Below are 25,830 nucleotides of genomic sequence, written 5' to 3'. Positions count from 1 at the left end.
AAGAGATTTTGTTGCAAAAATTTTCATTCATTCCTTATTTCATTGTTTGTGGCGGTTTTATATAGTGCATAAATAATAACCAAGTAAGCAACAGACCTTATCACCATAATGAAAAGATCAGAGCTTTTCATCCCTAAAATTATGGCCGAATGGGCTATACCAAAAAGTCCAAAAGTTATGGCTATGAATAGAGATATTAAACTATTATTCTTGTGGTATTCCCAGTAACCTAATCCGATTATTATTATACAAAAGATCAAGTTTAAAATAGTTACAGGATCAAGAACTGGCATTATCGGAACCTCCTATACTCCAATGTAATATGTAATGTTTATTTTTAAAAAGTTTTTTGATAACCAAACTTGAGACAAGTTGAGTAATAAACCATTTATAGTAGAATTAACTTATACATCTGTGATAATTGGAATTATGTGCCATTAATCGACTAAAGTAGAGGATTTGTAAAGATGAGGACTATAACCTTGTTTGCAATATTAGTTGTGATTATGATGGGGGTTTTTTACGGGGTTATATTCGCCACTGGTGAGCAGAAAGCTGATATGGATGGAAAAATCATCGGAATTTGCCATGCCAATCCCAACGATGAAAATAATACTCAAAATTCTATTCTAGTCGAGGGGAAGGTTGCAGGCAATAGTGAAACTCATAACATATCATTAAAAATTAATGATGCCACTGTAATACTAAAGAAAAACGGAAAAAAATATGTTAATGCATCTTTTTGTGAGATGAAAACAGGGAATAATGTTGCCGTAATGTTCACTGGACCATTCCTTGAATCATATCCGCCCCAGACTACAGCCAAAGAAATTATAATCATTTCCTAATACTTATCTGCACTAATTAGGTTTATTGGATAGTTTATTCTTTCTAACAGTGTTGTAATTAATTTAACAATTTTTTTAAGCCGCTAAATATGCGTTATTTATTAATAAATATCTTTTTTAGTATTTATTTTGAAGAATGAGCTTTTAAAAACTAATGTTACATTACCTCCGTAAGGTTTAAATAGCAACAGTGTGCAACGTAACTAATGAGCCAAGGTAGCTTAGAGGCGAAGCGGTGGACTGCAGATCCATTACACGGGAGTTCAAATCTCTCCCTTGGCTTTAATCCAATAAAATATATCATTCTATGAGCATTAGTTTAGGGGTCATAGTGTAACCAGGCTATCATCTGGGACTCCAGTTGTCTTTGAGGAAACGCGCGCTCTGACGTTAGGTATGATCAATCGGATGATGATCGATTGGAGTACTGAGACAAGAGAAATCCTAGGATCTGGGTTCAAATCCCGGTGACCCCACTATACTATTTTTTGTGAACACTTTCCTATTTCCTACTTGGATGGGTGTAAATTGACTAAAATCAACGATATAATTATAATTGAAGGAATCGGTTACGACTCCAATGTCTACATTTTTGAAGATGTTATAGTAGACACTGGAACAGGCCAAAACATGGATTACATACTTAAATCCATACAAGAAGCAGGTAAAGATGTTGATGAGTTGTCTTTAATAGTAAATACCCACAATCATTACGATCATGTGGGTGGAAATCATTACTTTAATTTGAAAGTGGCTATGCATGCAAATGATGCAGTAGCACTTGAAAAAGGTGATGAAGATGCATTATTGGCTACAATGTTCGGGGAATCTATTGAAAAAATGAAAGTGGATATTAAACTCGAAGAAGGGGATAAGATCCACGATTTTGAGGTTTTACTTACCCCGGGCCATACTTCTGGAAGTATCTGTTTATATGATGGTGAAACTCTTATCTCTGGAGACACAGTATTTTCTGGTGGAGGTTTTGGTAGGGTGGATCTGGGTGGGGATATGAATGATATGAGAAAATCCCTGGAAAGACTGAAAAAACTCGATATTGAATATTTACTCCCTGGTCATGGTCCTGCTGTAGAACATGGTTCTAGACATGTTAAACTGGCATGTGACATTTCAAACGGATATTATTAGTCATGATCCTTTTTAAAGAAAAATTTATAATTTATTTCATTTAATTAATCCAAATTCCAGTCTATTTTTTTATATTATAACTGAAGTATTGGGCGGATTTCTATCTTATATTTATTTATCTTCGGAAAATATCCAGCAAACCTTTAAATAACACGAGTACAGGGATAATTTCAAGTCTACCTATCCACATGTTGAATATTAGTAAAATTTCAGCTATATCTGGCATATTTGGGGAAATTATTCCCAAAGATAATCCTACATTTCCTTGAGCTGATGCTACTTCGAAAAATGAGTCAATTCCACTATAACCATACTGCATTAGCACTAACCAGCTTATCAAAATAAAGAAAAAATATAAAAATGTATAACTTCCTGCTTCTCTGATTTCAATATCACTTACTGGTTTCCCACTAATTGTCCGTGATATCACTGAACCTTCAGGAAGCAATATTCTCTTAATCTCCCAGTAAACGCCTTTAAAGAGGGTGATTACTCTGATTAGTTTGAGTGCTCCAGTAGTTGAACCTGCAGCCATACCAATTATCATGGCGATAGTTAGGATTACTTTTGGATAATCCATCCAAGTAGCCATAGCATTAATTGGCTCAGTATTGGAACCAGTACAACTCAGAGCAGACACCACATAAAAAACAGCATTCAGGTCGGTGAACTTTGCGTATACAACTAGGAGTATTGAAAATACAGCAACTATTATAATCATTGCCTGAAATTGCAAATCTTTAAACACATCTAAAACACGACCTTGGAATGCCTTATAATGAACAAGAAAACTCGTACCACCAATAATCATTAAAATAATGGTAATTAAAGTTATTAAGTCGCTGTTATATGATCCAATGCTGTTATTTTTTATGGACATTCCTCCGGTGGAAAGATTAGTGAAGGTATTGTTAACAGCGTCAAAAAGGCCCATGCCGGCAAATAAGTATAGTATAATACCTAAAATCGTGTAAAATACATATATCCACCAGATAGTTTTTACGGTACTAGTAATGCTAGGTTTTATTTTTTCTTCACGTGCTTCAGATTTATATAATCGGGCTGCTGCTGTGCCAGGCCTAATTAATATTCCTATAACCATAATAACAATTCCTAGTCCTCCAAACCACTGCATAAGACTTCTGAAAAATAGAATAGATTTTGGTAAGATTTCCACATCAGTAAAAATGCTAAATCCACTACCACTCCATGCAGACATGCATTCAAAATAAGCATTTAAAAAATCTATATTGGTGGCGTAGATTAAGCAAAAACTTCCAATCAGTGCAGCCCATAGCCATGCCACTGCTGCTATTATCATCCCATGCCGTAGTTTCAACTTATTATAATCTGAGGGCACTTTTCTTAAAATAAACCCTAATAATATGGAAAAGCCCCCAAAAATTATAAATTCATAGAATAGAGGTTCATGATATATAATGGCAACTATGAGGGGCATAATCACCACTGCACCCACACCTTGCATTATTATGCCCAGAGGTTTGGCAATTAATAAAAAGTCTTTTTTACCCAGATAACCCATCATCAATTGATTGAGAAACAATATTGTATATAAATTTGACTTTGGAAAATTGAATTTCTTTCTTTTGAAATATTTAGATGAATCCAACGTTTTATGGAATACTAGTATAACCTCTATATCATTATTGATTTTTAGTTTATCTTTTTAATACATCCCACAATCCTTTAAATAACACAAGTGCGGGTATAATTTCTATCCTACCTATCCACATATTAAAGATGAGGAAGATTCGGGCCAGTTCAGGAATTTTTTGGGAAGCGATACCCATGGAAAGACCATTACAACCTTGGGCAGATATTACCTCAAAAAGGGAATTCAATCCGTCATATCCATACTGAACAAGTATTAACCAGCTTATGAAAATAAAGAAGAGATATATAAATATGAAACTTCCTGCTTCTCTAATTTCCACATCTTCCACAGGCTTTCCACTAATTTTTCGGGGGATAACTGTTCCTTGTGGTAAAAGTATTCTTTTTATTTCCCAATATATTCCTTTAAAGATTATAACAATCCTTATGAGTTTAACTGCACCACTAGTTGAACCTGCTGACATACCAACTATCATAAGGCTCATAATAATTATTTTAGCAAAATCTGGCCAAGTAACCATGGCACTAGTTGGTTGAATATTTGCCCCGGTAGTGCTTAGGGCAGAAATTACAAAGAAAAAAGAATCAATTGTAGTGAACTTTGACATAATAATTAGGAGAACAGAAAAAACAGATACTATAATTATCATTGCTTGGAATTGTAAGTCATGGAAAACATCCATTATATTTCCTTTCAGTGCTTTATAATGAACTAAAAAGCTGGTACCACCCAGTATCATCACAATCATAGCGACAATAAAAATTGGAGTGCTACCATAGGCTCCTAAATTATTATTTTTTATTGACATACCCCCGGTGCATATGGTGGTGAAAGATGTGTTAATGGCGTCAAAAAGGTTCATACCAGCTATTAGGAACATTGTGATTGCTAAAACAGTGTATAAAAGATATATCCACCAAATTGTTTTCACAGTACTGCTTATGCTTGGTTTTATTTTTTCGTCACGCGCTTCAGATTTATATAGGCGGGCAGCTGCTGTTCCGGGCCTTATTAAGATTCCTATTACTACAATCACCACTCCCAGCCCACCAACCCATTGCATAAGGCTTCTGAAGAATAAAATGGATTTAGGTAGTATCTCTAAGTCAGTATAAATCGTAAGTCCAGTGCCACTCCAAGCGGACATACATTCAAAATAAGCATTTAAAAAGTCAATGTTAGTGGCATACATTAAGCAAAAGCTTCCCATGAGTGCTGCCCATAACCAAGCTAGTGAAGCAATTATCATACCGTGTTTGAGCTTCAATCGATTATAATCGGAGGGTAATCTTCGAAAAACAGATCCCAGTCCAATTGAAAACAATCCAAATATAATGAATTCAATAAAGTTTGATTCACCGTATATAATGGCTATTATAAGAGGTAAAAGCACAACAGCACCAATGCCTTGCATTATTATGCCTAGAGGATTGGCTATTAATAACAAATCCTTCTTCCCTAGATAGTTTCTCATATAATCTAATCCATAACAATCTAATATATAAATTTCACTAAGAAAGTCTCATCAGTGATAGATTAACTAAAAAATAAGGGATATAATTAAAATAAGTATTTATCGCACTGATTTATAAATTTTGCGTCTATTATATAACTATTAAGGCTATTGGTAAAAATATAATCTATAATAGGAATTGGAATATTGGATTTAATTTATGTGAGAAGAAGATTAGAATTAACTAAGGCTAGATTTCCCAATAGTTAATATTCTCCTCAACCATTATTATTTGGTTTTGATTATTTTTTTTCTTTTTCTATAGATTCTAGTTCTGATCCCATGAACTCTTTAATATCCTTAAGAGTGCTTAATATTTGGGCCGGGAATACTATTGTGGAGTTTTGCTCAGCAGAAATGTTGCTTAAGACTTGCATGGTCCGAAGTTGCAGTGCTACTGGATGTTCGGCTATGATGTCAGCAGCTTCTCCCAGTTTTCCAGCAGCAAGATATTCACCTTCTGCCGATATGATTTTAGCTCTTTTCTCCCTTTCAGCTTCAGCTTGTAGCGCAATAGCCCTTTGCATACTTTCAGGCAATTTAATGTCCTTTATTTCAACTGTGGTCACTTTTATACCCCATGGTTCGCTGTGGTCATCTATAATTTCCTGAATACGGGTGTTCACTTTAGGTGTCTCGGATAAAACCTCGTCTAATGTGAATTGTCCAACAACGCTTCTTACTGTGGTCTGGGAAATCTGGTTAACAGCACGGTTATAATTTTCAATTTCTACTACTGCCCGGTATGCATCCACTACTTTAAAGTAAGCCACTGCCGCAACATCAATGGTAATGTTATCTTGGGTTATGATCTTCTGGGCGGGTATGGGCATAGTTACTATTCTGAGGGATGGTTTGACCATTCTATCAACTAAAGGGATTATGAGTCGAAGTCCTGGTTTTTTAACTCCAATAACTTTTCCTAATCTGAAAACAACCCCCCGTTCATACTGATTCACGATTCTAATAGAAAGTCCCAGTATAATCAGTATCACTATGCCAATAATGATAAGGGTAAATAAATCCATATTTTAACCTCCTTTTCCAAATTAGAAAATTTATAGTTAAATTATATCAAAACTACCTAATAAATTTCACATAGCACTAATGAGAATAATTTTCAGGTTAGTACTGTTTGAAAATTCAAGAACGCAATAAAGTGCTTGATAAAAAGGATCAGTGGAAAATATCGAAGATAATAGGTTATGTGCTTATTTAAACATATTTATAAACAGATATAGTTTCTGAATAATCGTTATTGGTTTGGTGGATTACTCAAAATAATTTACTCATAATTCCTTTTCAAAGTTTACAGTTTATGATAAATTATATATGTTCTGGTAACATAGTCCTTACAGTAATTTCGGTTCATTTTTCCATTTTGAGGGATAATAAATGATAGGGATTATGTCAGACAGTCATGATAACTTAAAAGCCATCAGAAGCGCATTAGATGTATTTAATCAAGCTAATGTGGAGTTGGTTATCCATGCAGGAGATCTCATATCTCCTTTCACAGCAATGGAATTTGAAAAGCTCAATGCTCCTCTAGAAGCTATTTTTGGAAATAACGATGGCGAAAGACAGGGTTTAAGATTGGCATATGAAAAACTATGTGTCTTAGAAGACTTTAAAGAATTAAAAATTAATGGAAGGAAGGTCGCGGTAATCCACGGAACAAACCAGGCCTTGGTTGATGCACTGCAGAAAAGTGGTAATTATGATCTGATTATAAGGGGTCACACTCACAAAACCGATGTTATAGAAGGAAAAACAATGGTTATCAACCCTGGAGAGACTTGTGGCTATTTATCTGGTGAAAAAACGGTTATACTGTTGGATACTGCTGATTTGAGTTGGGAATTAGTTAAACTTTAAATACACTCATTTATTGTTCAATTGATATTAAAAAGATAATATTGTCGATGAATAGTTGAAAATAGGATTTATAAGATTCATGACTACATTAAAAAGTTGAATTGGCTTTAAGGATATTAATGGTGATTATTATTGAAGTATAAAACATTGCTTTTGATGCTAGCAGGTATTGGTGTCCTGGCAATAATGGTGCTATTTATTGGCCCGGAAAAGATAGAAAGTGCCATTAAACAAGCAAATCCCTGGTATGTTATCTTAGCAGTAGTCATTCAATTAGTAATATATTGGCTTTGGACTGAAAGATGGGCTATAACCATTTCTTCATTAGACATATCCATTAAAAGAAGACAATTATTGCCAATGCTCCTGGTGGGATTGGCAATTAACAATCTCACACCCAGTGGTAGGGGTGGTGGTGAACCTGTTCGGGCGTACATTTTGGCTAAATATTCTCAGTCCCCAACTGAAAATGCATTTGCAACAGTTATTGCAGATAGAGGTCTTGATACATTTCCCTTTATTGCATTAGCCATATTAACTATCATTTTGGCAGTTCTTTACATTAATTTACCTCAATGGATGATTATCACCCTTATAATCTGCCTCATTGTTTTAGTCATTATTTTTGCGCTAGCTTTATACATGTCTTTAAACCGCGAATTTGGTGACCGAACCATTAGATGGGTTTTGAGGATTATCAACAAGATTTCAAGTAAAATACATGACAAAATCGAACAGAAAGCCATAAATGCAGTGGAAGGCTTTCAGGATAGTATGAAGATTATGGTAACTGACCGCAAGGTTCTATTATATGGAATACCTTTATCTTTTCTCATATGGGGGCTGGAAATTTTCCGAGTATATGTCATTTTCATTGCCCTGAACATAAACGCTCCTTTGGAGATTATAGGTGTGGTTTTTGTAATTTCAACGTTAATAGGTATGATTCCTTTACTACCCGGAGGTTTAGGGGCTGTTGATGGTATGATGATTCTCCTTTATTCCTATGCTGGAATCCCCCCATCAGTGAGTGCAGCTGCCACCATAGTCGAACGTTTGATATCTTTTTGGATGACAACCATATTAGGAGTAGCAGTTTTACCATACTTCGGTGCTGATGCAGTAGAAAAAATGTCTAAAAAACTTTAAAACTCTAAATAAGTTTTTATTATTTTGTTTTTGCCATAATTTTCATTTTTTAAAACATTTTACAATGTAAATGGAAAAAAATCGCTAGTTAACATTTTTTGCAAGGGAGGGGATGGATCGAATTTCATAAAAATTAAATCAAAAAGATTATAAAAGGATGTAAATCAATCATTATTTATTTGCTAATTAAACACACCATGTCATTATGGACAAATGGAGGTCTTTGAAATGTTGAACGAAGAAATGATGGAAGTTATAGAAAAGGAAAGAGCCTATCTAGCAACCGCCACTCCAGACGGAGTTCCAAATGTTGTCCCTATTGGGTTCATCAAACCACTGGATAACAAGAAGGTTATAATCGCAGACAGTTACATGGTTAAAAGCCGGGCGAATCTGGAAAAAAATCCCAAAGTGTCCTTCGTAGTTCAAGATGCTGCACGATATCCTTACCAGTTTAAGGGAACTGTAGAAATATTTAAAAAAGGCGAACATTTTGATGCTGTTGTGGAATGGGTTAAAGATGTCAATCCTCTGGCTCCCAAACCTAAAGCTGCTGTTGTTATTACAATAACTGAAATATACTCAGTTAAAGTCGGTGACAAAGGTAAAAAGATAGCTTAATTTATTCAAGGAGTGTTATTAATGAAAATTGATGGTGTAACAGTAGAAGACTCATTCGCCGAAGCTTTTGATATATTTGTCTCTAAATTTTTAATAACAGCAGCTACCAAAAAATTCGCAATGATCGCAGCTGAAGAAACAGTTGGTTTTGGGTCATCCGTGATCATGTGTCCTGCAGAAGCAGGAATAGACCGCTATGTCCCTCCTTCCGAAACCCCAGATGGAAGACCAGGATACGTGGTAATGGTCTGCCACCCAAAAAAGGATGAATTGGAACACCAGTTACTTGAAAGAATTGGTCAATGTGTTCTCACAGCTCCAACCACCGCAGTATTTGATGATATGGGGTCAGACGCTGATGAAAAACTCAAAATAGGATTTAAACTTAAATTCTTTGGGGATGGTTATGAGAAGGAAGCTAACATGTCTGGACGGAAAGTTTACAGCATTCCTATCATGTCTGGAGAGTTCGTAATTGAAGGGGAACTGGGAATTAAAAAAGGAGTAGCAGGAGGAAACTTCTTTGTCATGGCTGAAAATCAGACTGCAGCCCTTGTCGGTGCTGAAGTTGCAGTTGACGCTATTGGGAATGTTGAAGGGGCAATAACTCCCTTCCCGGGAGGTATTGTTGCCTCTGGTTCTAAGGTTGGTTCCAACAAGTACAAGTTCATGTCTGCTACTACCAATGAAAAATTCTGTCCCACCTTGTGTGATCAGGTAAAAAGTGAGATCCCTTCAGATGTAAAAGGGATTTATGAAATTGTAATTGATGGTGTTGGCGAAAATGCTGTTAAAGAAGCCATGAAGGTAGGAATAGCCGCAGCAGTAAAAGTATCCGGTGTTAAAAGGATATATGCTGCAAACTATGGTGGAACTCTTGGAGCATACCAAATATGGCTTAAAGATCTGATTCGAGAGTAATTTTTTTTTTTACTCTTTTTCATTTTCCAATTTTTTCGTCATGTTACTGGAAACGCAACAGTATCTGCATTTTCAACAATATCCCATATCTCCTTTTCAGGAAGATCAGCCCCTAATAATAATCCCGATTTGTCAAGGGCTTTGATTATCTTTTCCATGGCATCAACGTCTGCAGCGGACACAGTGTGGGAGTGAATATTCTTGGATATTTTGGATAACGTATCCAGGGATCTCTTGGCATCTGGCTTCATATACTCTTCTTCACATCTTTTAAGGTCTTCATTATCTATCAAATACAATTTTCTGGTAACTACTTGCTTTAAACCCGGAAGAAAATGTTTTGAATCTAATATTTTGCCAGCATTACTTATGATAATTTTTTTGTCATCAGTTGCTCCAGGGTCATGCCGTATTAATAGTTCACTAACCCTTCCATATTCCTTAATTTTGTCGAAAACATCTTCTTTCTTCAAATTTACTCCTAAAAGGAATCCTTTCTTTTTTAACTCATTTTCTACACACTTAAGACTTTTTGTGTCTGGTCCAGTTATGCGGTGGGAATGAATACCTCCACCGGAGAGAGTATAAAGTCTTTCCAAAGCTTCCATTCGGGTTGAATCTTTTTTGAGACTTATTAGGAACCTTTCCATTTCTTTTATATCAGAAACACCAATTTTTCTTTTTAGAGGTTCCTGAAAGCCGGGAAGATAGTATTCAATATCTTCAATTGTACAACCGTGATTTAAGATGATTTCTGCTTCTTCTTTGATATCTAAAACAGAATGGTTTTCAGTGATCTTAATTTCTGGTTTTATAACTACTTCCACAAGCCTACCATATTCGCGAGCTACTTCTTTGATCTCTTCTTCGTTAAGGTCCACTCCTAGAAGGTATTCTTCTTTTTCAAGTTTATTGGCTACTTTTTCAAGAGTTTCCTTGTCAGGTCCTGAGATACAGTGGGAGTGAATTCCACTTACTGATTCATAGATCCTCTCCAAGGATTTTTTCCTTTTAGGGTCTTTATCCAGACTCTCCAAAAATCGGTCCAATTCCTCTATTTTTGTTATGCCAATTTTTCGAGCAAGCGGTTCTTTGAACTCTGGAAGATGATATTCAATGTTTTCAAGGGTGCAACCGTGTTTGAGAATGATTTCTGCTTCTTTCCGAATGTCTGAAACATCATGCATCTCTGTGATCTTCATTATAGTTGGTTGGATGGCTGCAAAATAGATATCTTCAGCACCACTACTTTCTGGGGATATTACCGCATTTGCTCCTGAATGGTATAATCTTTTTATATTCACTTTTTTACTGGCTCTAGTTACTATCCAGATGTCTGGCTGTATTTCTCGGGCAGTTAATGTTATAAAGAGGTTATCAACATCATCGCCAGTGGTGATGATCACTCCCCTGGCGTTTTGGATGCCGGCTTGGGTCATGACGCCTTCATCTGTCGCATCTCCTGAAATGGCTAAAATATTTGTATCATTCCAAAGTTCTTGTTCGACAACCTTCTGGTCTTTTTCTATGATAACAACACTTTGATTTCTTTTTAAAAGTTCTTCATGAACGGCACTGCCTACCCTTCCATAGCCACAAAGTACGAAATGGTTCTTAACAGCTTTGAGCAATCTTTTATGCCTTGCACCGGATGTAATATCTTCAACAGTCATGGAAACCACCATTATGATTAAAGTAAAGGCATAAGCTATCAAACTAGCCCCTCCAAGTACGAGGGTAACCACAAAAAACTTTTGAAGTGGGTTTTGGGGGCTTATATCTCCATAACCCACAGTTGCAGTGGTTATGATTGTAAAATAGATTGCGTTAATAATGTCTAATTTCATTATTAAAGTAGATCCTATAAAACCATAAGTTAACAATGCTATTACTGCAATTATCGGATATTTAATAACTGAAAAAGGAATTGAAGTGACCATGGGCATTGAACTTGGGGCTTGCAAAACATCACCATTACGCAACCAATCTATTTCCTGAATGTATACCTATCAAAAATTTTTTGATAGAAAAACATGTAGGGACATGGTTAAATATCATCTTTATTATAATTATAAGTAGTGATAACATGACCCCAAAGGATATGATGGTTGTCGATGCCAATGCAGATGCCATGGGCATTCCTAGAACTTCTTTAATGGAAAATGCCGGAAGATGTCTGGCTAATAGGATTATCCAAAACAAAAATCCTTGTAAAGTTGCTATTTATGCTGGAAATGGAGGTAATGGTGGGGATGGATTTGTAGCGACTAGATATCTTCTTAATAATGGATTCGAAGTTGATTTATACTTTTTATCTGATCCAGTTCTCATAAACTCAGAGGAAACTAGATTGAATTGGGAAGTATTGGAAAAAATTAGTAAGGGAACCAGTCCATTGAAAATTGAAGTCATCAAGGATTCATCATATCTTAGCCCCACTGATTCAGAAGTGATTGTTGATGCTCTTCTTGGTACTGGTGTCCATGGAAATCTTAAAGAACCCATATCTAGTGCAGTTGACATTATAAATCAATCTGAAGGATTTAAAATTGCTGTTGATGTTCCAACAGGTGTTGATCCAGATTCAGGAATGGTTACTGATAAAGCAGTCCATGCAGATGTAACTGTTACTTTCCATAAAGTGAAAGTAGGTCTGAACATGGCTAGTGTGGAATATGTGGGCAGTATCGAAGTTTGCGATATAGGAATTCCAAAAGAAGCTGAACTCTTTACAGGACCAGGAGATATTTTAAGAATAGAAGATAGGGATAGTATATCCCATAAGGGTCAAAATGGCCGAGTTTTAATAATAGGGGGCAACCGAGAATATTCTGGAGCACCAGCCTTAGCTGCTCTTTCATCACTCGCATTTGGTGTTGATATTGCCCAAGTAGCATGTCCCCAAGAAGTTTCATCAGTTATTAAATCTTATTCTCCTGATTTGATAGTAACCAGTTTGTCACATGATTTTTTAAATCCCAATGATACAGATGAACTAGTTAAATTATCTAAAAACTTTGATTCTGTTGTTATTGGCTGTGGAATTGGCAGAAAGGATGAAACATCTCTAGCAGTTAATGATTTGGCGGTTGAAATCGAAAAACCCATTGTAATAGATGCTGATGCCCTTAAACTTATAGGTCCTGGTGTTTTACCTCGAAGAAATCAGGAAACTGTTATCACACCTCATCCTGGAGAGTTCATAGCCTTTTCAGGCCAAAAAGTTCCTCAAGATTTGGAAAGCCAAATAAATGTGGTTAGGGATGTTTCAACAGAATCAGGAACCACTGTTTTGTTAAAGGGAAAAGTTGATATAATCGCCCAAAATGATAAAGTCAAGTTGAATAGTACTGGAAATCCTGGAATGACAGTTGGTGGGACAGGAGATTGTCTGGCCGGAGTTATTGGGGCCTTAATGGCACAAGGACATTCTGGATTTGAATCTGCATTTTTGGGGGCTTATATTAATGGTATAGCTGGAGATTTAGCAGAAAAAGAGTTTGGTTACAATTTCAAAGCTACCGATCTTTTGAAATATATCCCAAAAGTCTTCATGGACGATTATTTTGATATTTAATCGAATAATTAAAAATTAAAAAAAAATGTGGATTATTATTTTTCCACATTGAATTTCTTTTTTCATATTTATTTTACAGGGATGATTAAGTCCCTTTCACCACCAGGCACGAATTCTCGTAGTGCACCTTTAGCAATGGCCTTTCTTGGTCTGGTAAAGTCAAATGCTAGATCTTTATCAGCAAATGCTACTTTTATAAGAGGGTTCACACAGAAAGCGTCTCCTCGGGCTGCGTGTGGTGCTTGGGCAATTCCTGCGTATTCTGGCTGGTGGCCAACGTTCATGGCGTAGTTAGGGTAGTTAGGACCACGTAATTCGTGGATCAAACCTTCATCACTCCTGATAGATAGGGAGTTGGATGCTCCGCACTGGTCTTGCAAGTCGTAACCGTAGAAACCGAGTCTGCTGTGGGTTTCTTTGTGGAGAATTTGACTTAAGTACCATCCATTGATTCCAGCATTGGAGTTCCCTGTTGCAAAGGCAACTGAACATCCTGCAGCAGCAGAAACAACTGCAGCTCGTTGAGAACCTCCAAAATGGTCTTCAAGGAGAGCGGGGTATTCGTATTGTTCCATTCCGTACATGGTTACTTCGGCGGCTATGTCGTGAACTACTTCAGTGCTTGCTTTGGTTCCACAGATGCCATATTTACCATCCACGTATTCTTTACCGTAATACACGAAATCATCTAGGATGTCGTCAGTGTAAGCTGCTGTTGCGTACTGTGTGAAACCTACTCCGCCGGACATGTAAGAACCTAGCCAGATCTGGTCGTATATAGTGGCTGCTGCTCCAATAACCTCTAGAGAAATTTTTGCAGGATCATCGGATATACGGGATGTTTGAATCATATCAGCCATTACACCGAAGGATATACCTCCAGGCTCATTTGGTCCCCTTGCTCTTCTTGCTGGGAGGATGCTTCCCATTTCTATAACGTCTGCGTGTTTTGCCGCATATGAAAAATCAGCAATAGCTGCTTCACCAGCACATAGTTTATACGCGGCAATGAAACTCATACCAATCTGCATTGCAGACCATCGGGATACAGTTCCACCATCACATACTCGGACTACCATGGATGGAACTCGGCTAATCTGGTATGTTTTTTTGCCAATATATTCTTTGAGCATTTGGGCTTGTTCTTCTGGGAATTCTTTGTTAATATCGATGAGGAATCTGGAATCCAGTTCATCAGCTAAGGTATCATCACCAGTGAACAGTTTGGCGTAGCAGTCACCAACCAGACCGGGGTGAACTTCTACCATATGTTCTTGAACAACTGCACCGCCTGGAAGGGCATGGTTGATAGTTTCCATGTATTCGTTGATAGTTTCGGGAGTAACTTCCACACCTAAACGTTTTTCCAGAACAGAATGAGCTGTATCCATTCCAACTATGATGGTTCTTTTGATATCATCTGAAAGTTGCTGGATTGCAGCGTTGTTACAGAAATGTAGGTCATCTCCTTCCACATAGGTGTCAGTACCTGAAACTTTGTAGGCCATTAATTTCCTCTGACCTAGTGGAACTCCGATGTCTGGGTTATAGAATGGGATTCCTCTTTCTTTTTCAACCTTTTTTGCGTACTCATCAAACTCTTTTTTTCGAGGTGATTGTTTCCAGCCTCCGTAACAGTAAAAATCAGTGTGATTTTCCTTGGGATCTTCATCAAATTTACTTTGTAAAGCTTTTAAAAATAGCTTTTTCTCATTGTTCATTTGTCATCACCCAGTTTTGCTTTTAAATCTTTTTTGAAAACTCCTAATCCATATCCGCCGTCAGTTCTAGATTCGTGTATTGTTAAAACTGCTTCAAGGGCTTCTTTATCTTCTCTTATGCCAACGTTGTCGCTGCGGTAAATGGTGGTGATTTCTTTTAAGTGTTCTTCGTCCATTGGTTCTCCTACATCTACAGGTGCATCGAGTGGTCTTCCTACTTGGTCTTTAATGTAGGAGACTTGTCGGGTTTTTTCATTGTATACGTATCTTTGCAGAGCATCGAACATTAGTCCGTTTTCATCTAATCTTAGTGAGTGTCCATGTACAGTTGCTCCTCTTAAACCGGTCTTTGCAGGGTCAAAGAATTCTGTTTCTAGTAATGTTTTTGAAATTTTTTCCAAGTCTAGTTCTCGAATTTCAATAACTTGTCTTCCAGATAGAGTTCCGGTGTCCACTCCTCTGAAACGTGACATGTAGGTTCGGGCCCGGTCGTAGGGGTGTGCAGGTGCGTTGTACATTGAATCTGCAAACTGTACGTATCTGATTCTTGTTCCTTGTTTTGCTCCGGGAATTGGATCAACCAATTCTTTCATCATGTCTTCATCGAAATCCATTTCATCCAGGGGAGGGTGAACGGTTTTGTAATTTTCTCCAGGATTTCTGTGACCTAAAACGCTAACAATATCTTCATCATTAATATTTCTGATTTTTTTCATCTCAAAATCTGGATCCATATGATTCCGACGATTTTGAGCTATTTTTGTTTCTCCAGGTGTGTACTGGGGTTTGTATGACATATTTAATCACCTAATTAACTTCACAGTTTCTTTGGAATTTGTTTTGGGATCAACTATTCCCACTAGGCTGGGATCAAAATTTTCTTCAATACCGTAACCTAATTTCAGATAATCTGATACAGTAGTCTTTGTTCTTGTGAATGAACCTATTTTCACGTCAAAACCGAAGTTTAATATTTTTTCAAGAATATTTTTTGTATCGGCAACGAATTCTTCCAGATTTTCTTCTTTTACAGTGACTACTATTTCTCCAACAGAAACTAAAAGTTCCACTTTTTTTCCTTTTACAGTAATGGTCTTTCTATCAGGATGGTTTACACTGATTCCTCTTGCAGGGCCATATCCCACAACATTGGGCAAAGATTCTCCGTTTACTAGAAATCTAAGGGATCCTTTTAGTTCCAGTAATTCATTAAGAATGGTTTCAGTGGTTTCTGGTTTCAAGCGTCTGTGAGGGAATATTTTCACATCAATGGCCTTGATTGGTTCCATCTTGATCACCTGAACCAAATTATATTTCTTCTTTTATTTCGCGAGCACCATCAGCTACGTATTTGAGTGGCTCTTTGAAATACTCAATATCGCTGTATATGTTTCCAACCATTCCTGATGTCATTTCTGGTGAGAACATTTGTGTTCCTGCGTCCAAACACATTGCTGCTGCTGTACATGGTATTGCAAATCCTTTACTGTGTCTGGTTACAACGTGGTTTCCGTGGAAGATTCCTGGACCTCCTCCTCCATATATAGAGTGGGAGAAAAAGCTCATTCCAACTCCAGTTCCCTCTACACGGCCATAATCTGCACCGGGTAGGCTGGTTTCAAATTCGAGTATATCATTGTAGTACAGTAAAGTGGATGCAACTCCCTGAGCTGCTCTAGAAGCCCCAATATTCACTATAACTGAACTTATTAATCCTGCTGCTGCGTATGCATTCCATAATGCCCAGTCTACTGGTTCGTAGATATTGTATCCTGATGGCATTGTTTTGGCCACTTTGATAACTCCATCATCAAGTGCTCTTTCCACCAGGGAGGTTACAACAGTTCCAACAGTTCCTTTACCATTTTCTTTAACTAAGTCAAATACCAAGTTATTAGCATTTAAACCCTGATATGCTAATCCTAATAAATGGAATCTTTCAAAAGCTCCTACTGAATCTCCCATTTCAAAGTTGGCTGTTTGTTCCAAGATTGAAGATAACGCTACTGCGTTTAGAGTGTTTTTCTTGGTAATGGCTACCACGTGGTTGGCAGGAATGTTTCTTAGGCCGTATCCCATACCTTCCAGCATTTGTGGTGGGCCTAGTAGGGCGGTGACATTGGCACCTGCAAAATCAACTGATTGTGGGTATTTTCCTAAAACAGCGGTTTTAACTGATGATGCCTCGAATTTGTCAACATCAAAAGTGTCGATGATGGCTTGCACAACTGCTGATCCTGTGACCATTGTTGAAACAGTGTAATCTCCTGCCATTTTTAGTCTTTGGGAAGGTAATTGCACTAAAAGCTGGTCCCCTTTGTTGATGAGTTTTAAGTTGAAGTCATCTTCATCATCAACACGGATCATTTTTTCGATTTTTTCTGCTATGATATCAACGTTTTCTACAATTGGTAGTTTTAATTCTCTACCTGGAATAAAATTAGATTTTCCGCCGTAAGCTGCTTTTTCCAATGATTTTTCAATCCCGGATAAGTTTACTGCAACGGACCGTTTGACTTCTTGTACAATGTTTTCTATTGTAGGGTTTAACATTGGACTAACTGCTTCTAGAGGAACATCACTCTCTAAAAGCTTTCCATCTGCGCCATATAGGTCTATTTTGTCTTCATAGGTTGGCATAACGTTTACACCTCTTTAATTTTTTAAGGGGGTTGAAGAAGAGACTGACAAAGGTCTCTCTTCGAATCTGTAGGGGGAATGTGATTGGTGAAAAAGATCCAGACTGTTTTTGTGCCTATCAAATGTCTGGATCAATCATGAAACTGTGAGCATAAATAAAATATTACTACTAGTGATAAAATAACCAATAATTATAAACTTACTACTGGTTAGTTAGTAACCAGTGGTAAAACTTTATAAGAGTTTCGATTTGATTTTTTTAAAAAAGTTTATAAATAAAATCCAAAATTTCCATTAATATGATCTAAAGCAAACTCATACAATGGTTTAATTTTAAAAAAATAAATTATTTTCGAATAAAAATAGAATTACGTAATATTAAGCCAATAATATTACCTTACCTCAATTAAATTAGAATATTAGCTCATAATGTTGAAATTCTTTTTTTTTGGTTATTTAATGAAAATTGTAATAGACCGAGGAATTGCTAATTGGAAGAGTTCATTATCATATATCTGATTAATTTTTCAACATCAGCAACGAATTTATCATGATCAATTCCTCGACTTTCAAGGATTTTTTCATGATCTAGAGGAATATTTGACATTTTTTTAGAAATTGATGATAATAATACAGCTGCTTCAACTGGATCTACATCCGGACGAATGGTGCCATCGTCTATACCGGTTTTGATAGAATTACACATAATAATTAATCTTTCTGAACGCAATTCCATGATCCTTTTTAAATATTCATCAACCAAATTTTCCTCATCCAAGCTTGTTTTAACTACAAATTCTCCATTAATCTCAGTTATAACGTCATGAATATGATTTTCATCTATTATTTTCTTTATATCAAATCTTCCTGATTGGAAGTATTTATAAATCCGCATATAATCTGGATAATCATTTGTGAAGTTATTATAAGCTTTTCTAAAAGCCGAAACTTTATCAATTCCAGTTTTTGATTTTTGAACTTCAGCTTTTATAGTGGAATTCAATATTAATGTACCCCGCAAGACAATAGAAAAAAAAAGTTCTTCTTTATTATTAAAGTAGAGATAAAGAGTAGCTTTACTCAGTTCAACTTCATTAGCAATGTCATTCATGGAAACATCATCATACCCACCTGCAAAGAATAATTTTTCAGCAGCATTAATGATATCATTCCTTCTTTGTTCCCTTTCTCTTTTCCTCCGATCTTTAATGGACATTACTTTACCTCTAAACAATGGTTAATAACTGACCTAGAGTTATTGTAATACTATGGTTTAATAGTATGGAAACAATTAGCTTTTAGTTATTTGTTTATTTTGATACTTTGAAAAATTAAATTTCTAATGATAACTCTAAAATTCTCATAACTTATAAAAAAACATCTCTGGTTAATAGAAACCCAATGCTTTGGCGAAAATTAGCACACCAACACCAAAAATTCCCCCAAAACCCGCGACCAAAACTGATAACACGTTGATAGGGATCTTGAAAAAGGGCAATATGTTCCAGACAAATAGTAATATCCATCCAGTTAACATGTGCAAAAGAATGCTAAAAGCAATTTTTCCCAGTTTAAAGAGAATCCCTATCCCAATAACTCCCAAAACCACTAGGACAATGACAATAATAATCATAGTCAAGATATCCATATTAGCATTCCTCGTTCATCTAAAACAATTTTAATGGATTTATAATTTTTTAACAAGTTCTTTTACTATTTTCGGCGACAAACATCCTGATAACAAGCTGCTTGTATTCCATAGTTTTTAACCATGCCTGCAATTTCTCTTTGATCCATTTCCTTATCTTCAAAGGACACGGCTTCCTCTTGGTACAAACTAAATGGTGATTTTCGTCCTAAAATGCGTATACTACCTTTGTGCAATTTCAAACGTACATTTCCACAAACTCGGCCCTGCATATTGTCAATAAGCTGATCCAAATCATCTCTTAGTGGTTCATGCCATAATCCATTATAAACTAGTTCAGAATAGGTTAATGATACAATTTCAGAGAACTTAATCTCTTCCCTGGTTAAAACCAGTTGTTCTAAGGCACGATGGGCTGCAATTAAAAGACAAGCACCAGGTGTTTCATAGTTTTCCCTTGATTTAAGGCCGATGATACGGTCTTCCATAATGTCAATCCTGCCAATTCCATGCATGCCGGCAACTTTATTGCATTCTTGGATAATATCAAGAGGGCCCATTAGTTCTCCGTTTATTTCGGTTGGAACTCCTTCCTCAAAGGATATTTCAATAATTTCTGGTTTATCAGGAGCATCTTCGGTGGAACAAGTCCAACTAAAAGCTTTTTCAGGGGTTTCCACCATAGGATCCTCTAGAATATCACCTTCTATTGAACGCCCCCACAAGTTTTCATCAATACTGTAAAGCTTATCTGAAGGGAGTGGAATTCCATGGGACTTTGCATAGGCAATTTCTTCACTTCTCGTTAAGTTTAAATCCCTTATTGGTGCTATAACATCACTATCAGAATAAGATCTAATGATAGACTCAAAACGGAATTGATCATTTCCTTTACCAGTACAACCATGAGCTATAGCAGTGGCACCTACTTTTTCAGCGAGTTCAACAATTTTAATGGCAATAAGTGGTCTGGCTAATGCAGTTGAAAGTGGGTAACCCTCATAAACAGCATTGGCCTTTATTGCTCGGAAGATAAATTCACGAGCAAATTCCTCTTTAGCATCTATGGTATAATGTTCAAGCCCCATTTCAGTTGATAATTTGGCAGGTCTTGTTATTTCATCCTCAGGTTGCCCTACATCAACACAGGCAGTTATAACTTTTTTATCATATTCTTCTTCAAGTAATTTTATGCATACTGAGGTGTCCAGCCCACCGCTGAACGCCAGAACAACTTTTTCCATTTTTAAATCTCCTCAATTCTTATCCTTCATTGATGTTTTTGTATAGTTAGAATAAATATTGATTTAGTTTTGATGGCAGCAATATAAAAAACTTTATAAGAATTGTTGTAAATCTTATTCTCCAATTTTACCAAAATTCTTTTTTTAAACAGATTGCAAAATTGCAATATTCCTCGAAAAATACAATATCTTTTGGATTAACCTTTGAAAACATTTTTCAACTGGTTCCAGTATAGATGAAAGTGGAATAAGGTGCTAACTACCATGATAATGGCAAATTCAGCGTGCCAAAAATCAATGGTCAAATTCCAGGAAGATCTTATGCTTTGGCTAACAACTATCATCAAGATCAAACCAGTTACTCCAGTTACCAAAAAGCTGAAAATCAGGACATAATTCCAAATTTTATAGAAAATATCTCTCTTTAATCGGTTTTCTAAATAAAAAAGGTAAGTAACCAAATAGATGATAAGGGTGGTTATAGAGAGTGGAACTAGATAATAATTTCCTTTCGGAACAAATTTTGCTTTTTGAGTATCTAAAGAGCTAATATTCACACCAATGTCTCCCTTTTTGCCTCTGTGCTCATTATCTGAGCTGTTATTGAGGGACGATCTTGAAGGAGATTGGGAATGGTCACACACACCATCTTGATTTGTATCCTCATATCGTGGGCATTGACCAGGAAACGGATCATTTACGAGGCCATATGGGCAATCATTCCAAGCATAAATGACAATCGGAGTTAAAAAAATAATAAAAACCAATAAACATATTTTTTTCAATATTTTCCCCCCTTTTCTTTCCTTAGAGGGATATCTGGGATTTTAATGTTCTTGGATGACTTCCAGTAGGAGTGCATGTGAAACAGGGCAATCCAGAACATGGACATGCCAAACTTAATGTGCCAGTATAAAAAACTCTGACTAATTGGCAAAGCCAAACCACATTCAACAAGGCTTAAAAGCGTTAAACCCGCTCCAGCAGACACTAAAAATGAAAATAGAATTAATATATTCCATAAACGGATATGAACAGCCCTGCTTATAAAATTCTTATGATAAAGGGTGTAACTCCCAAGATAAGCTAATAACAACAGAATAGACACGATTATAAAGTCATAAATCATAATAATCCTGAATGACCTTTTTTTATATAAATTTTCTTAATTTATCCGATTGATAAAAATTCTTCACTTAGGATAATTTAATATATCAATTGAGTATTAATGTGTTTTAAAAGTTAATTGTCATGATGTAATATATAGATCACCATCTGGTGAAAAAATGCAAAAAAAGAGCAAATTTGTCCTCGCAGCGATAATTCTGCTTTCAGTCTTTTTAATAGTTTACATTGGATATTCAGTTTTCATGCCACCTGTTGGAGTTAAAGATCAACCTATAAATCAGTCTAGAGAGATCCTGGCAACAGTAGATCTCCCTCAAGTAGAAATTGCCAGTAATATGTCTGTTGATCAAGCCATCCAAAATCGGCGTTCAGTCAGAAGATTCAGTGCAACTCCTCTTAGTTTAAAGGATGTTTCACAACTGTTATGGGCTGCTCAGGGCATAACTGATTTTGAAAGGAATTTTAGAACCACTCCTTCTGCTGGGGGTGTTTTCCCAATGGAAATCTATCTGGTTGTAGGTAATAATGGCGTCCAAGAATTAGAAGCAGGAATATATCATTATAATCCTTTCAATCACACATTAGAAATGATTGTAAGGGGTGATATGAGATATAACTTATCACAAGCTGCACATAAACAAAAATGGGTGAATGACGCTCCTATTAATCTGATAATCACTGGAAATTATCTTAAAATGCAAAACAAATATTCCGATAAAAATTTATGCACCCGATTTGTGGACATGGAAGCAGGCCATATTGGCCAAAACATATATTTGGAAGCAGCATCCCGTGGGCTGGTAACAGTGGCCATAGGTTCCTTCTATGATGATCAGATGATAAGTCTTTTCAAGTTACCTGCTAATGAAACACCTCTTTACATTTATCCAGTTGGCAACCGAGGATAATTAGTAAAAAAATCTGAGTTTATGGGGAAAATAAGTCTTACACATGATGAAAGCTTTTTAATCTTCAAATTAGATTAATACTTCGATGGTTTAATGGGGTTTGCGGTGAACAATATGCAAGTTGATATTTCAACTATATCGCAAGATACTGGAGGGGATATTACTCTGAACAAAAAGTTCATGAAACATTTAGCCCCTGATAAGATTGGAAAGAATATTATTGAAGTGGCAAAAAATGGAACTCCTCTTTTAAAACTGGGTTCTGGATCTCCTCGTATTTTTTTATGCGGTGGAATACATGGTAATGAACTTCCACCTCAATTAGCGTTTTTTCAACTAATTGATCATCTAAAAAATAAAAAAATTAGAGGAACAGTATTTATGGTGCCCATAGCCATTCCTTATGCTACCATGAAGAATTCACGCAGGTTTCAAGGATGGGATATGAATAGAAAGACGTCTAAAGAAGGATACATATCAAATACAATCTTAAAAACCGCTCAAAAGTTAGAAATTGAAGCTGCAGCAGATTTTCACTCAACCCAGCCCCATAGTAATCCTGGAGTGGAAAGTGTTTTTTGTTCTAAAGAACCTTGTTATGAGAGCTTTAAAATAGCTGAACATATAACCAGTCAGACATCTTCCAAGGTCATATCACAGGAAAAAGCAGGTACTTTGTATGGTGGAGCCTTGGAAGATGAGTTAAACATTAGCAAAATACCTGCAGTGACGTGTGAAGTTGTTTCAAGAAATGGATTAGTAGATTCAGGGAGTGTCGAACGATCTTTTCTCCAGATGAAGTCATTTATGGAGTTTTTTAAGATTATTTAATTATTTTCCTTTAATTCAAATATCATGATAGTAAGAGGATAAAGCTTATATCAAGCATCATTTTTAACTGATCTTATGTCTTCTTATAAAAAACATATTTTATTTTCACTTTTAATGGTAATTCCATTCTTTCCAGATGTATATTATTTGTCTCTGGCTGTTATCGGTGCTTCGATGGTTGATCTGGATAACAGTTTTCGTTACAGAAACTTGTTTATAATGGCCTTTTCAGGAGGAATTCTGGCATTTATATTACTATTTTTAAATTTAACTCCGTTTCCAGGCATATTACTCATTAGCATAGCATTTTTTTTCTTTTTAGCCCAACACAGGGGATTTGTCCATTCAATTCCCGGGATATGTTTGACATCATTCTGTCTGGCAATTTTCGTTTTAAGTTTCCAAAACATTTTAATCCTTTTTAAAGTAGATTACATGGTGGCAATTTACTTGACAGCAATAATAATAGGGGTCATGATTCTTAATAGGGGGGTGTTGATTTTATATGCTTTACTTGTTTCTGTTGGAATCTTTTTGATGCCTGAAACCAATTTTAACTTTTTATACATCTACACAGCACTATTTGTTGGTTCTTTAAGCCATCTGATTCTGGACCTCTTCACTGGGAATGGTGTTAAACTTTTTGAACCACTGTGGAAACACAGTTATGGAAAATTAGCAGGATCATTCTTTCTAGTGTTATGGGCAATTTTCGTAGTTATATTTAATTTTTACCCTGGAAATGATTTTATTCTTACCCTGAACATGTTTATTAAAAATTTAGCCGAGTATTCTAAATATAAATTATATTAAAACGTTGTTAACATTTATTTTTAAGAAAAATTTTCAGGAGGATCTGAATTCATTTTAAAAAATGAGAAATAATTTTTTTAAAACATAGAAATTTGAATAGGGTCATCTAGATGCTAATTTTGAAGTTTTCCCCCCCATTAAAACACCACACCCGACATACTCCAGCAAGATTAAGCCTATTCAAGCTAATTTATCACTTCATGGCTTAATAACTTATTTTATTGGAAAAACCATAGATTTACAAATTTTAAAACGTTATTTGCCTATTATTTTATAGTTTTCAATACAATTACAGAATATTAAGAAATTTTAAATAATTGAAATAAATAAGTATTAGATGGATATAATTATTATATTAATAAAACTCATCATGGTTTTTTCATGAATTCTAGTTGCGAATATTGTCAGATCATTGGCGGATATGGAAAACTCATTTGGGAGACAACCTACTGGAAAATATATCTTGCACCCAGTCAACGCTATCTGGGAACTTGTGTGGTAGCCCTAAAAAGGCGTACTCAAGATTTATCCCAAGTCAATAATGAAGAATGGATTGATTTTGCTTTTGTCGTTAAAAAACTTGAAAACTCACTGGAAATAAATTTTAACCCCACACTTTACAATTGGAGCTGTTTTAAGAACTCTACTTTCCGGAGTAAAAATCCTAATCCAGAAATTCACTGGCATTTTATTCCTAGATATAAATATCCAGTGGATTTTGATGGTATTGTTTTCAAAGACCCTGATTTTGGCCATATTCCTCTTCCAATAAAAAAAGAGATTCCAGATAAAACAATGGAAAAATTGGCCCAAATAATTAAAAAACCTTTAATTTCAAACATCTAAGGTTTAACAGGTTGTAAAATGATCCAAATAAAAAGAGCATACGAAGAAGCAAATGAAACTGATGGTTTTAGAATATTAATTGATCGCTTATGGCCCCGTGGTTTAAGCAAGGAAAAACTGGGGATAAATCTATGGCTTAAGGAAATTGCCCCATCCAATGAACTTCGAAAATCATTTGGACATGATCCTCAAAAATGGGAAGAATTCCGAGACAAGTACACTGATGAACTCAAGGAAAAAACAGATCAATTAGAACAAATCAAAAAAATTGAAGAAAAAGAAGGAAATTTAACTCTAATATATGCAGCTAAAGATGAAAAACATAACAATGCTGTGGTTTTATTAGAAATATTAAAAAATTATTAATAAAATTTTTTTTTGGGTACAGTTTTATGATTTTAGAATCAATTAAAATGGTTTTTACTTATTATGGGGCACTGTAGTTTTTTTCCCAACCACACTATATAATTGGGATGATTAATATTGTTCTGATTGCTGCCAAGTAATGCAGTATATTCTCAGTTTTTTTTAATAATTCAGGGGCAAATATCTGTGAAAAATACTATTTACCATTAAATATGATGATATTTTTTGCTATGTTATCCAACTTTTTCTTAAATTCGAGTATTCTTCTAAATTTTTACTTTTTAATGATAACGGGGTACTTCCTCTTCTAAGACATCCCACAACATGGATCAGAAGATGGAAATGTCGTTTTTATAAGGAGTTAAAATTAATTTAGTTATCTTTATATATCAT

Annotated in this window: 26 protein-coding genes and 2 tRNA genes; 14 read left to right on the top strand and 14 right to left on the bottom strand. The window is 35.6% G+C overall.

The window, feature by feature from the left end:
• Positions 1-23: 23 nt before the first annotated feature.
• Positions 24-296: a hypothetical protein gene (locus tag GXZ72_01540; GenBank protein ID HHT18236.1), complete on the bottom strand. Its 273-nt coding sequence runs from the start codon at positions 294-296 to the stop codon at positions 24-26.
• A 171-nt stretch (positions 297-467) separates the two neighbouring features.
• Here GXZ72_01540 and GXZ72_01535 point away from each other — a divergent pair, with 171 nt between their 5' ends.
• The 4 genes from GXZ72_01535 to GXZ72_01520 all read left to right on the top strand — a co-directional run bounded on the left by GXZ72_01535 (position 468) and on the right by GXZ72_01520 (position 1,997).
• Positions 468-848, top strand: coding sequence for a DUF3221 domain-containing protein (locus GXZ72_01535; protein HHT18235.1), 381 nt, complete (start codon positions 468-470; stop codon positions 846-848).
• Positions 849-1,058: 210 nt separating this feature from the next.
• Positions 1,059-1,130 (top strand) — tRNA-Cys (locus GXZ72_01530).
• Positions 1,131-1,170: 40 nt separating this feature from the next.
• Positions 1,171-1,324: transfer RNA gene (locus tag GXZ72_01525), tRNA-Trp, on the top strand.
• A gap of 52 nt (positions 1,325-1,376) precedes the next feature.
• A complete protein-coding gene (locus GXZ72_01520) occupies positions 1,377-1,997 on the top strand; it encodes an MBL fold metallo-hydrolase (GenBank protein ID HHT18234.1) in 621 nt (206 codons plus the stop codon).
• Between the two features lie 115 nt (positions 1,998-2,112).
• On the opposite strand, the gene GXZ72_01515 is transcribed toward GXZ72_01520, so the two are convergent.
• The 3 genes from GXZ72_01515 to GXZ72_01505 all read right to left on the bottom strand — a co-directional run bounded on the left by GXZ72_01515 (position 2,113) and on the right by GXZ72_01505 (position 6,174).
• The gene (locus tag GXZ72_01515) at positions 2,113-3,543 is read right to left on the bottom strand and encodes a TrkH family potassium uptake protein (protein ID HHT18233.1); all 1,431 of its coding nucleotides are present in this window, start codon (positions 3,541-3,543) and stop codon (positions 2,113-2,115) included.
• A gap of 133 nt (positions 3,544-3,676) precedes the next feature.
• Complete coding sequence (locus tag GXZ72_01510) at positions 3,677-5,107, bottom strand: TrkH family potassium uptake protein (GenBank protein ID HHT18232.1); 1,431 nt, start codon at positions 5,105-5,107, stop codon at positions 3,677-3,679.
• A 281-nt stretch (positions 5,108-5,388) separates the two neighbouring features.
• Positions 5,389-6,174: a slipin family protein gene (locus tag GXZ72_01505; protein HHT18231.1), complete on the bottom strand. Its 786-nt coding sequence runs from the start codon at positions 6,172-6,174 to the stop codon at positions 5,389-5,391.
• A 367-nt stretch (positions 6,175-6,541) separates the two neighbouring features.
• On the opposite strand from GXZ72_01505, the gene GXZ72_01500 reads away from it, so the two are divergent.
• From GXZ72_01500 to fhcD, 4 genes are all read left to right on the top strand, one after another.
• Positions 6,542-7,024, top strand: coding sequence for a metallophosphoesterase (locus GXZ72_01500; protein ID HHT18230.1), 483 nt, complete (start codon positions 6,542-6,544; stop codon positions 7,022-7,024).
• Between the two features lie 132 nt (positions 7,025-7,156).
• Positions 7,157-8,173 (top strand): UPF0104 family protein, encoded by a 1,017-nt coding sequence (locus GXZ72_01495; GenBank protein HHT18229.1) that lies wholly within the window; start codon positions 7,157-7,159, stop codon positions 8,171-8,173.
• 228 nt (positions 8,174-8,401) lie between these two features.
• A complete protein-coding gene (locus GXZ72_01490; GenBank protein ID HHT18228.1) occupies positions 8,402-8,794 on the top strand; it encodes a flavin-nucleotide-binding protein in 393 nt (130 codons plus the stop codon).
• A 21-nt stretch (positions 8,795-8,815) separates the two neighbouring features.
• Positions 8,816-9,715: a formylmethanofuran--tetrahydromethanopterin N-formyltransferase gene (gene fhcD, locus GXZ72_01485; GenBank protein ID HHT18227.1), complete on the top strand. Its 900-nt coding sequence runs from the start codon at positions 8,816-8,818 to the stop codon at positions 9,713-9,715.
• Positions 9,716-9,753: 38 nt separating this feature from the next.
• Here the strand turns inward: fhcD and GXZ72_01480 are convergent, their stop codons facing one another.
• Positions 9,754-11,679 (bottom strand): hypothetical protein, encoded by a 1,926-nt coding sequence (locus GXZ72_01480; GenBank protein ID HHT18226.1) that lies wholly within the window; start codon positions 11,677-11,679, stop codon positions 9,754-9,756.
• 122 nt (positions 11,680-11,801) lie between these two features.
• Here GXZ72_01480 and GXZ72_01475 point away from each other — a divergent pair, with 122 nt between their 5' ends.
• Positions 11,802-13,292, top strand: a complete 1,491-nt coding sequence (locus tag GXZ72_01475; GenBank protein ID HHT18225.1) for an NAD(P)H-hydrate dehydratase — start codon at positions 11,802-11,804, stop codon at positions 13,290-13,292.
• Positions 13,293-13,360: 68 nt separating this feature from the next.
• Here the strand turns inward: GXZ72_01475 and mcrA are convergent, their stop codons facing one another.
• The 9 genes from mcrA to GXZ72_01430 all read right to left on the bottom strand — a co-directional run bounded on the left by mcrA (position 13,361) and on the right by GXZ72_01430 (position 21,674).
• Positions 13,361-15,013 carry a coenzyme-B sulfoethylthiotransferase subunit alpha gene (mcrA, locus tag GXZ72_01470; GenBank protein HHT18224.1) on the bottom strand — a complete coding sequence of 551 codons (1,653 nt, stop codon included), beginning with the start codon at positions 15,011-15,013 and terminating at the stop codon, positions 13,361-13,363.
• Positions 15,010-15,810 (bottom strand): coenzyme-B sulfoethylthiotransferase subunit gamma, encoded by an 801-nt coding sequence (gene mcrG / locus GXZ72_01465; protein ID HHT18223.1) that lies wholly within the window; start codon positions 15,808-15,810, stop codon positions 15,010-15,012. The genes mcrA and mcrG overlap by 4 nt, the downstream gene beginning before the upstream one ends.
• Before the next feature lie 6 nt (positions 15,811-15,816).
• A complete protein-coding gene (gene mcrD, locus GXZ72_01460; GenBank protein ID HHT18222.1) occupies positions 15,817-16,302 on the bottom strand; it encodes a methyl-coenzyme M reductase operon protein D in 486 nt (161 codons plus the stop codon).
• Positions 16,303-16,321: 19 nt separating this feature from the next.
• Positions 16,322-17,653, bottom strand: a complete 1,332-nt coding sequence (mcrB, locus tag GXZ72_01455) for a coenzyme-B sulfoethylthiotransferase subunit beta (protein HHT18221.1) — start codon at positions 17,651-17,653, stop codon at positions 16,322-16,324.
• 487 nt (positions 17,654-18,140) lie between these two features.
• On the bottom strand, positions 18,141-18,869 hold the full coding sequence (locus tag GXZ72_01450; GenBank protein HHT18220.1) for a TetR/AcrR family transcriptional regulator: 729 nt from the start codon (positions 18,867-18,869) through the stop codon (positions 18,141-18,143).
• Between the two features lie 171 nt (positions 18,870-19,040).
• On the bottom strand, positions 19,041-19,301 hold the full coding sequence (locus tag GXZ72_01445; protein HHT18219.1) for a sigmaK-factor processing regulatory BofA: 261 nt from the start codon (positions 19,299-19,301) through the stop codon (positions 19,041-19,043).
• Positions 19,302-19,366: 65 nt separating this feature from the next.
• Positions 19,367-20,545: an argininosuccinate synthase gene (locus tag GXZ72_01440; protein ID HHT18218.1), complete on the bottom strand. Its 1,179-nt coding sequence runs from the start codon at positions 20,543-20,545 to the stop codon at positions 19,367-19,369.
• A gap of 197 nt (positions 20,546-20,742) precedes the next feature.
• Positions 20,743-21,330, bottom strand: a complete 588-nt coding sequence (locus tag GXZ72_01435; GenBank protein HHT18217.1) for a DUF4405 domain-containing protein — start codon at positions 21,328-21,330, stop codon at positions 20,743-20,745.
• Positions 21,327-21,674, bottom strand: a complete 348-nt coding sequence (locus tag GXZ72_01430) for a hypothetical protein (protein ID HHT18216.1) — start codon at positions 21,672-21,674, stop codon at positions 21,327-21,329. Before GXZ72_01430 ends, GXZ72_01435 begins: the two co-directional genes overlap by 4 nt.
• Before the next feature lie 157 nt (positions 21,675-21,831).
• On the opposite strand from GXZ72_01430, the gene GXZ72_01425 reads away from it, so the two are divergent.
• The 5 genes from GXZ72_01425 to GXZ72_01405 all read left to right on the top strand — a co-directional run bounded on the left by GXZ72_01425 (position 21,832) and on the right by GXZ72_01405 (position 25,437).
• On the top strand, positions 21,832-22,581 hold the full coding sequence (locus GXZ72_01425; GenBank protein HHT18215.1) for a SagB/ThcOx family dehydrogenase: 750 nt from the start codon (positions 21,832-21,834) through the stop codon (positions 22,579-22,581).
• Positions 22,582-22,695: 114 nt separating this feature from the next.
• A complete protein-coding gene (locus GXZ72_01420; protein HHT18214.1) occupies positions 22,696-23,412 on the top strand; it encodes a succinylglutamate desuccinylase in 717 nt (238 codons plus the stop codon).
• A gap of 75 nt (positions 23,413-23,487) precedes the next feature.
• Entirely contained in the window at positions 23,488-24,225 is a 738-nt protein-coding gene (locus GXZ72_01415) for a metal-dependent hydrolase (protein HHT18213.1), read from the top strand.
• Positions 24,226-24,606: 381 nt separating this feature from the next.
• Positions 24,607-25,071, top strand: a complete 465-nt coding sequence (locus GXZ72_01410; GenBank protein HHT18212.1) for an HIT family protein — start codon at positions 24,607-24,609, stop codon at positions 25,069-25,071.
• Positions 25,072-25,089: 18 nt separating this feature from the next.
• Positions 25,090-25,437: a DUF488 domain-containing protein gene (locus GXZ72_01405; GenBank protein HHT18211.1), complete on the top strand. Its 348-nt coding sequence runs from the start codon at positions 25,090-25,092 to the stop codon at positions 25,435-25,437.
• Positions 25,438-25,830 lie beyond the last annotated feature (393 nt).

The sequence above is a fragment of the Methanobacterium sp. genome, from assembly GCA_012838205.1.
Classification (GTDB): domain Archaea; phylum Methanobacteriota; class Methanobacteria; order Methanobacteriales; family Methanobacteriaceae; genus Methanobacterium.
The sequence above is the reverse complement of the archived record's forward strand: the minus strand, read 5'-3'. Positions and strand labels throughout refer to the sequence as shown.

Excerpts from the sequence above, each read along its gene's own strand:
- mcrA (HHT18224.1), bottom strand. The coding sequence starts at position 15,013 with ATGAACAATGAGAAAAAGCTATTTTTAAAAGCTTTACAAAGTAAATTT.
- GXZ72_01535 (HHT18235.1), top strand. The coding sequence starts at position 468 with ATGAGGACTATAACCTTGTTTGCAATATTAGTTGTGATTATGATGGGG.
- GXZ72_01445 (HHT18219.1), bottom strand. The coding sequence starts at position 19,301 with ATGGATATCTTGACTATGATTATTATTGTCATTGTCCTAGTGGTTTTG.
- GXZ72_01475 (HHT18225.1), top strand. The coding sequence starts at position 11,802 with ATGACCCCAAAGGATATGATGGTTGTCGATGCCAATGCAGATGCCATG.
- GXZ72_01410 (HHT18212.1), top strand. The coding sequence starts at position 24,607 with ATGAATTCTAGTTGCGAATATTGTCAGATCATTGGCGGATATGGAAAA.
- GXZ72_01430 (HHT18216.1), bottom strand. The coding sequence starts at position 21,674 with ATGATTTATGACTTTATAATCGTGTCTATTCTGTTGTTATTAGCTTAT.
- mcrG (HHT18223.1), bottom strand. The coding sequence starts at position 15,810 with ATGTCATACAAACCCCAGTACACACCTGGAGAAACAAAAATAGCTCAA.
- mcrD (HHT18222.1), bottom strand. The coding sequence starts at position 16,302 with ATGGAACCAATCAAGGCCATTGATGTGAAAATATTCCCTCACAGACGC.
- GXZ72_01490 (HHT18228.1), top strand. The coding sequence starts at position 8,402 with ATGTTGAACGAAGAAATGATGGAAGTTATAGAAAAGGAAAGAGCCTAT.
- mcrB (HHT18221.1), bottom strand. The coding sequence starts at position 17,653 with ATGCCAACCTATGAAGACAAAATAGACCTATATGGCGCAGATGGAAAG.
- GXZ72_01510 (HHT18232.1), bottom strand. The coding sequence starts at position 5,107 with ATGAGAAACTATCTAGGGAAGAAGGATTTGTTATTAATAGCCAATCCT.
- GXZ72_01420 (HHT18214.1), top strand. The coding sequence starts at position 22,696 with ATGCAAGTTGATATTTCAACTATATCGCAAGATACTGGAGGGGATATT.
- GXZ72_01440 (HHT18218.1), bottom strand. The coding sequence starts at position 20,545 with ATGGAAAAAGTTGTTCTGGCGTTCAGCGGTGGGCTGGACACCTCAGTA.
- GXZ72_01405 (HHT18211.1), top strand. The coding sequence starts at position 25,090 with ATGATCCAAATAAAAAGAGCATACGAAGAAGCAAATGAAACTGATGGT.
- GXZ72_01425 (HHT18215.1), top strand. The coding sequence starts at position 21,832 with ATGCAAAAAAAGAGCAAATTTGTCCTCGCAGCGATAATTCTGCTTTCA.
- GXZ72_01450 (HHT18220.1), bottom strand. The coding sequence starts at position 18,869 with ATGTCCATTAAAGATCGGAGGAAAAGAGAAAGGGAACAAAGAAGGAAT.
- GXZ72_01515 (HHT18233.1), bottom strand. The coding sequence starts at position 3,543 with ATGATGGGTTATCTGGGTAAAAAAGACTTTTTATTAATTGCCAAACCT.
- GXZ72_01500 (HHT18230.1), top strand. The coding sequence starts at position 6,542 with ATGATAGGGATTATGTCAGACAGTCATGATAACTTAAAAGCCATCAGA.
- GXZ72_01505 (HHT18231.1), bottom strand. The coding sequence starts at position 6,174 with ATGGATTTATTTACCCTTATCATTATTGGCATAGTGATACTGATTATA.
- GXZ72_01415 (HHT18213.1), top strand. The coding sequence starts at position 23,488 with ATGTCTTCTTATAAAAAACATATTTTATTTTCACTTTTAATGGTAATT.
- fhcD (HHT18227.1), top strand. The coding sequence starts at position 8,816 with ATGAAAATTGATGGTGTAACAGTAGAAGACTCATTCGCCGAAGCTTTT.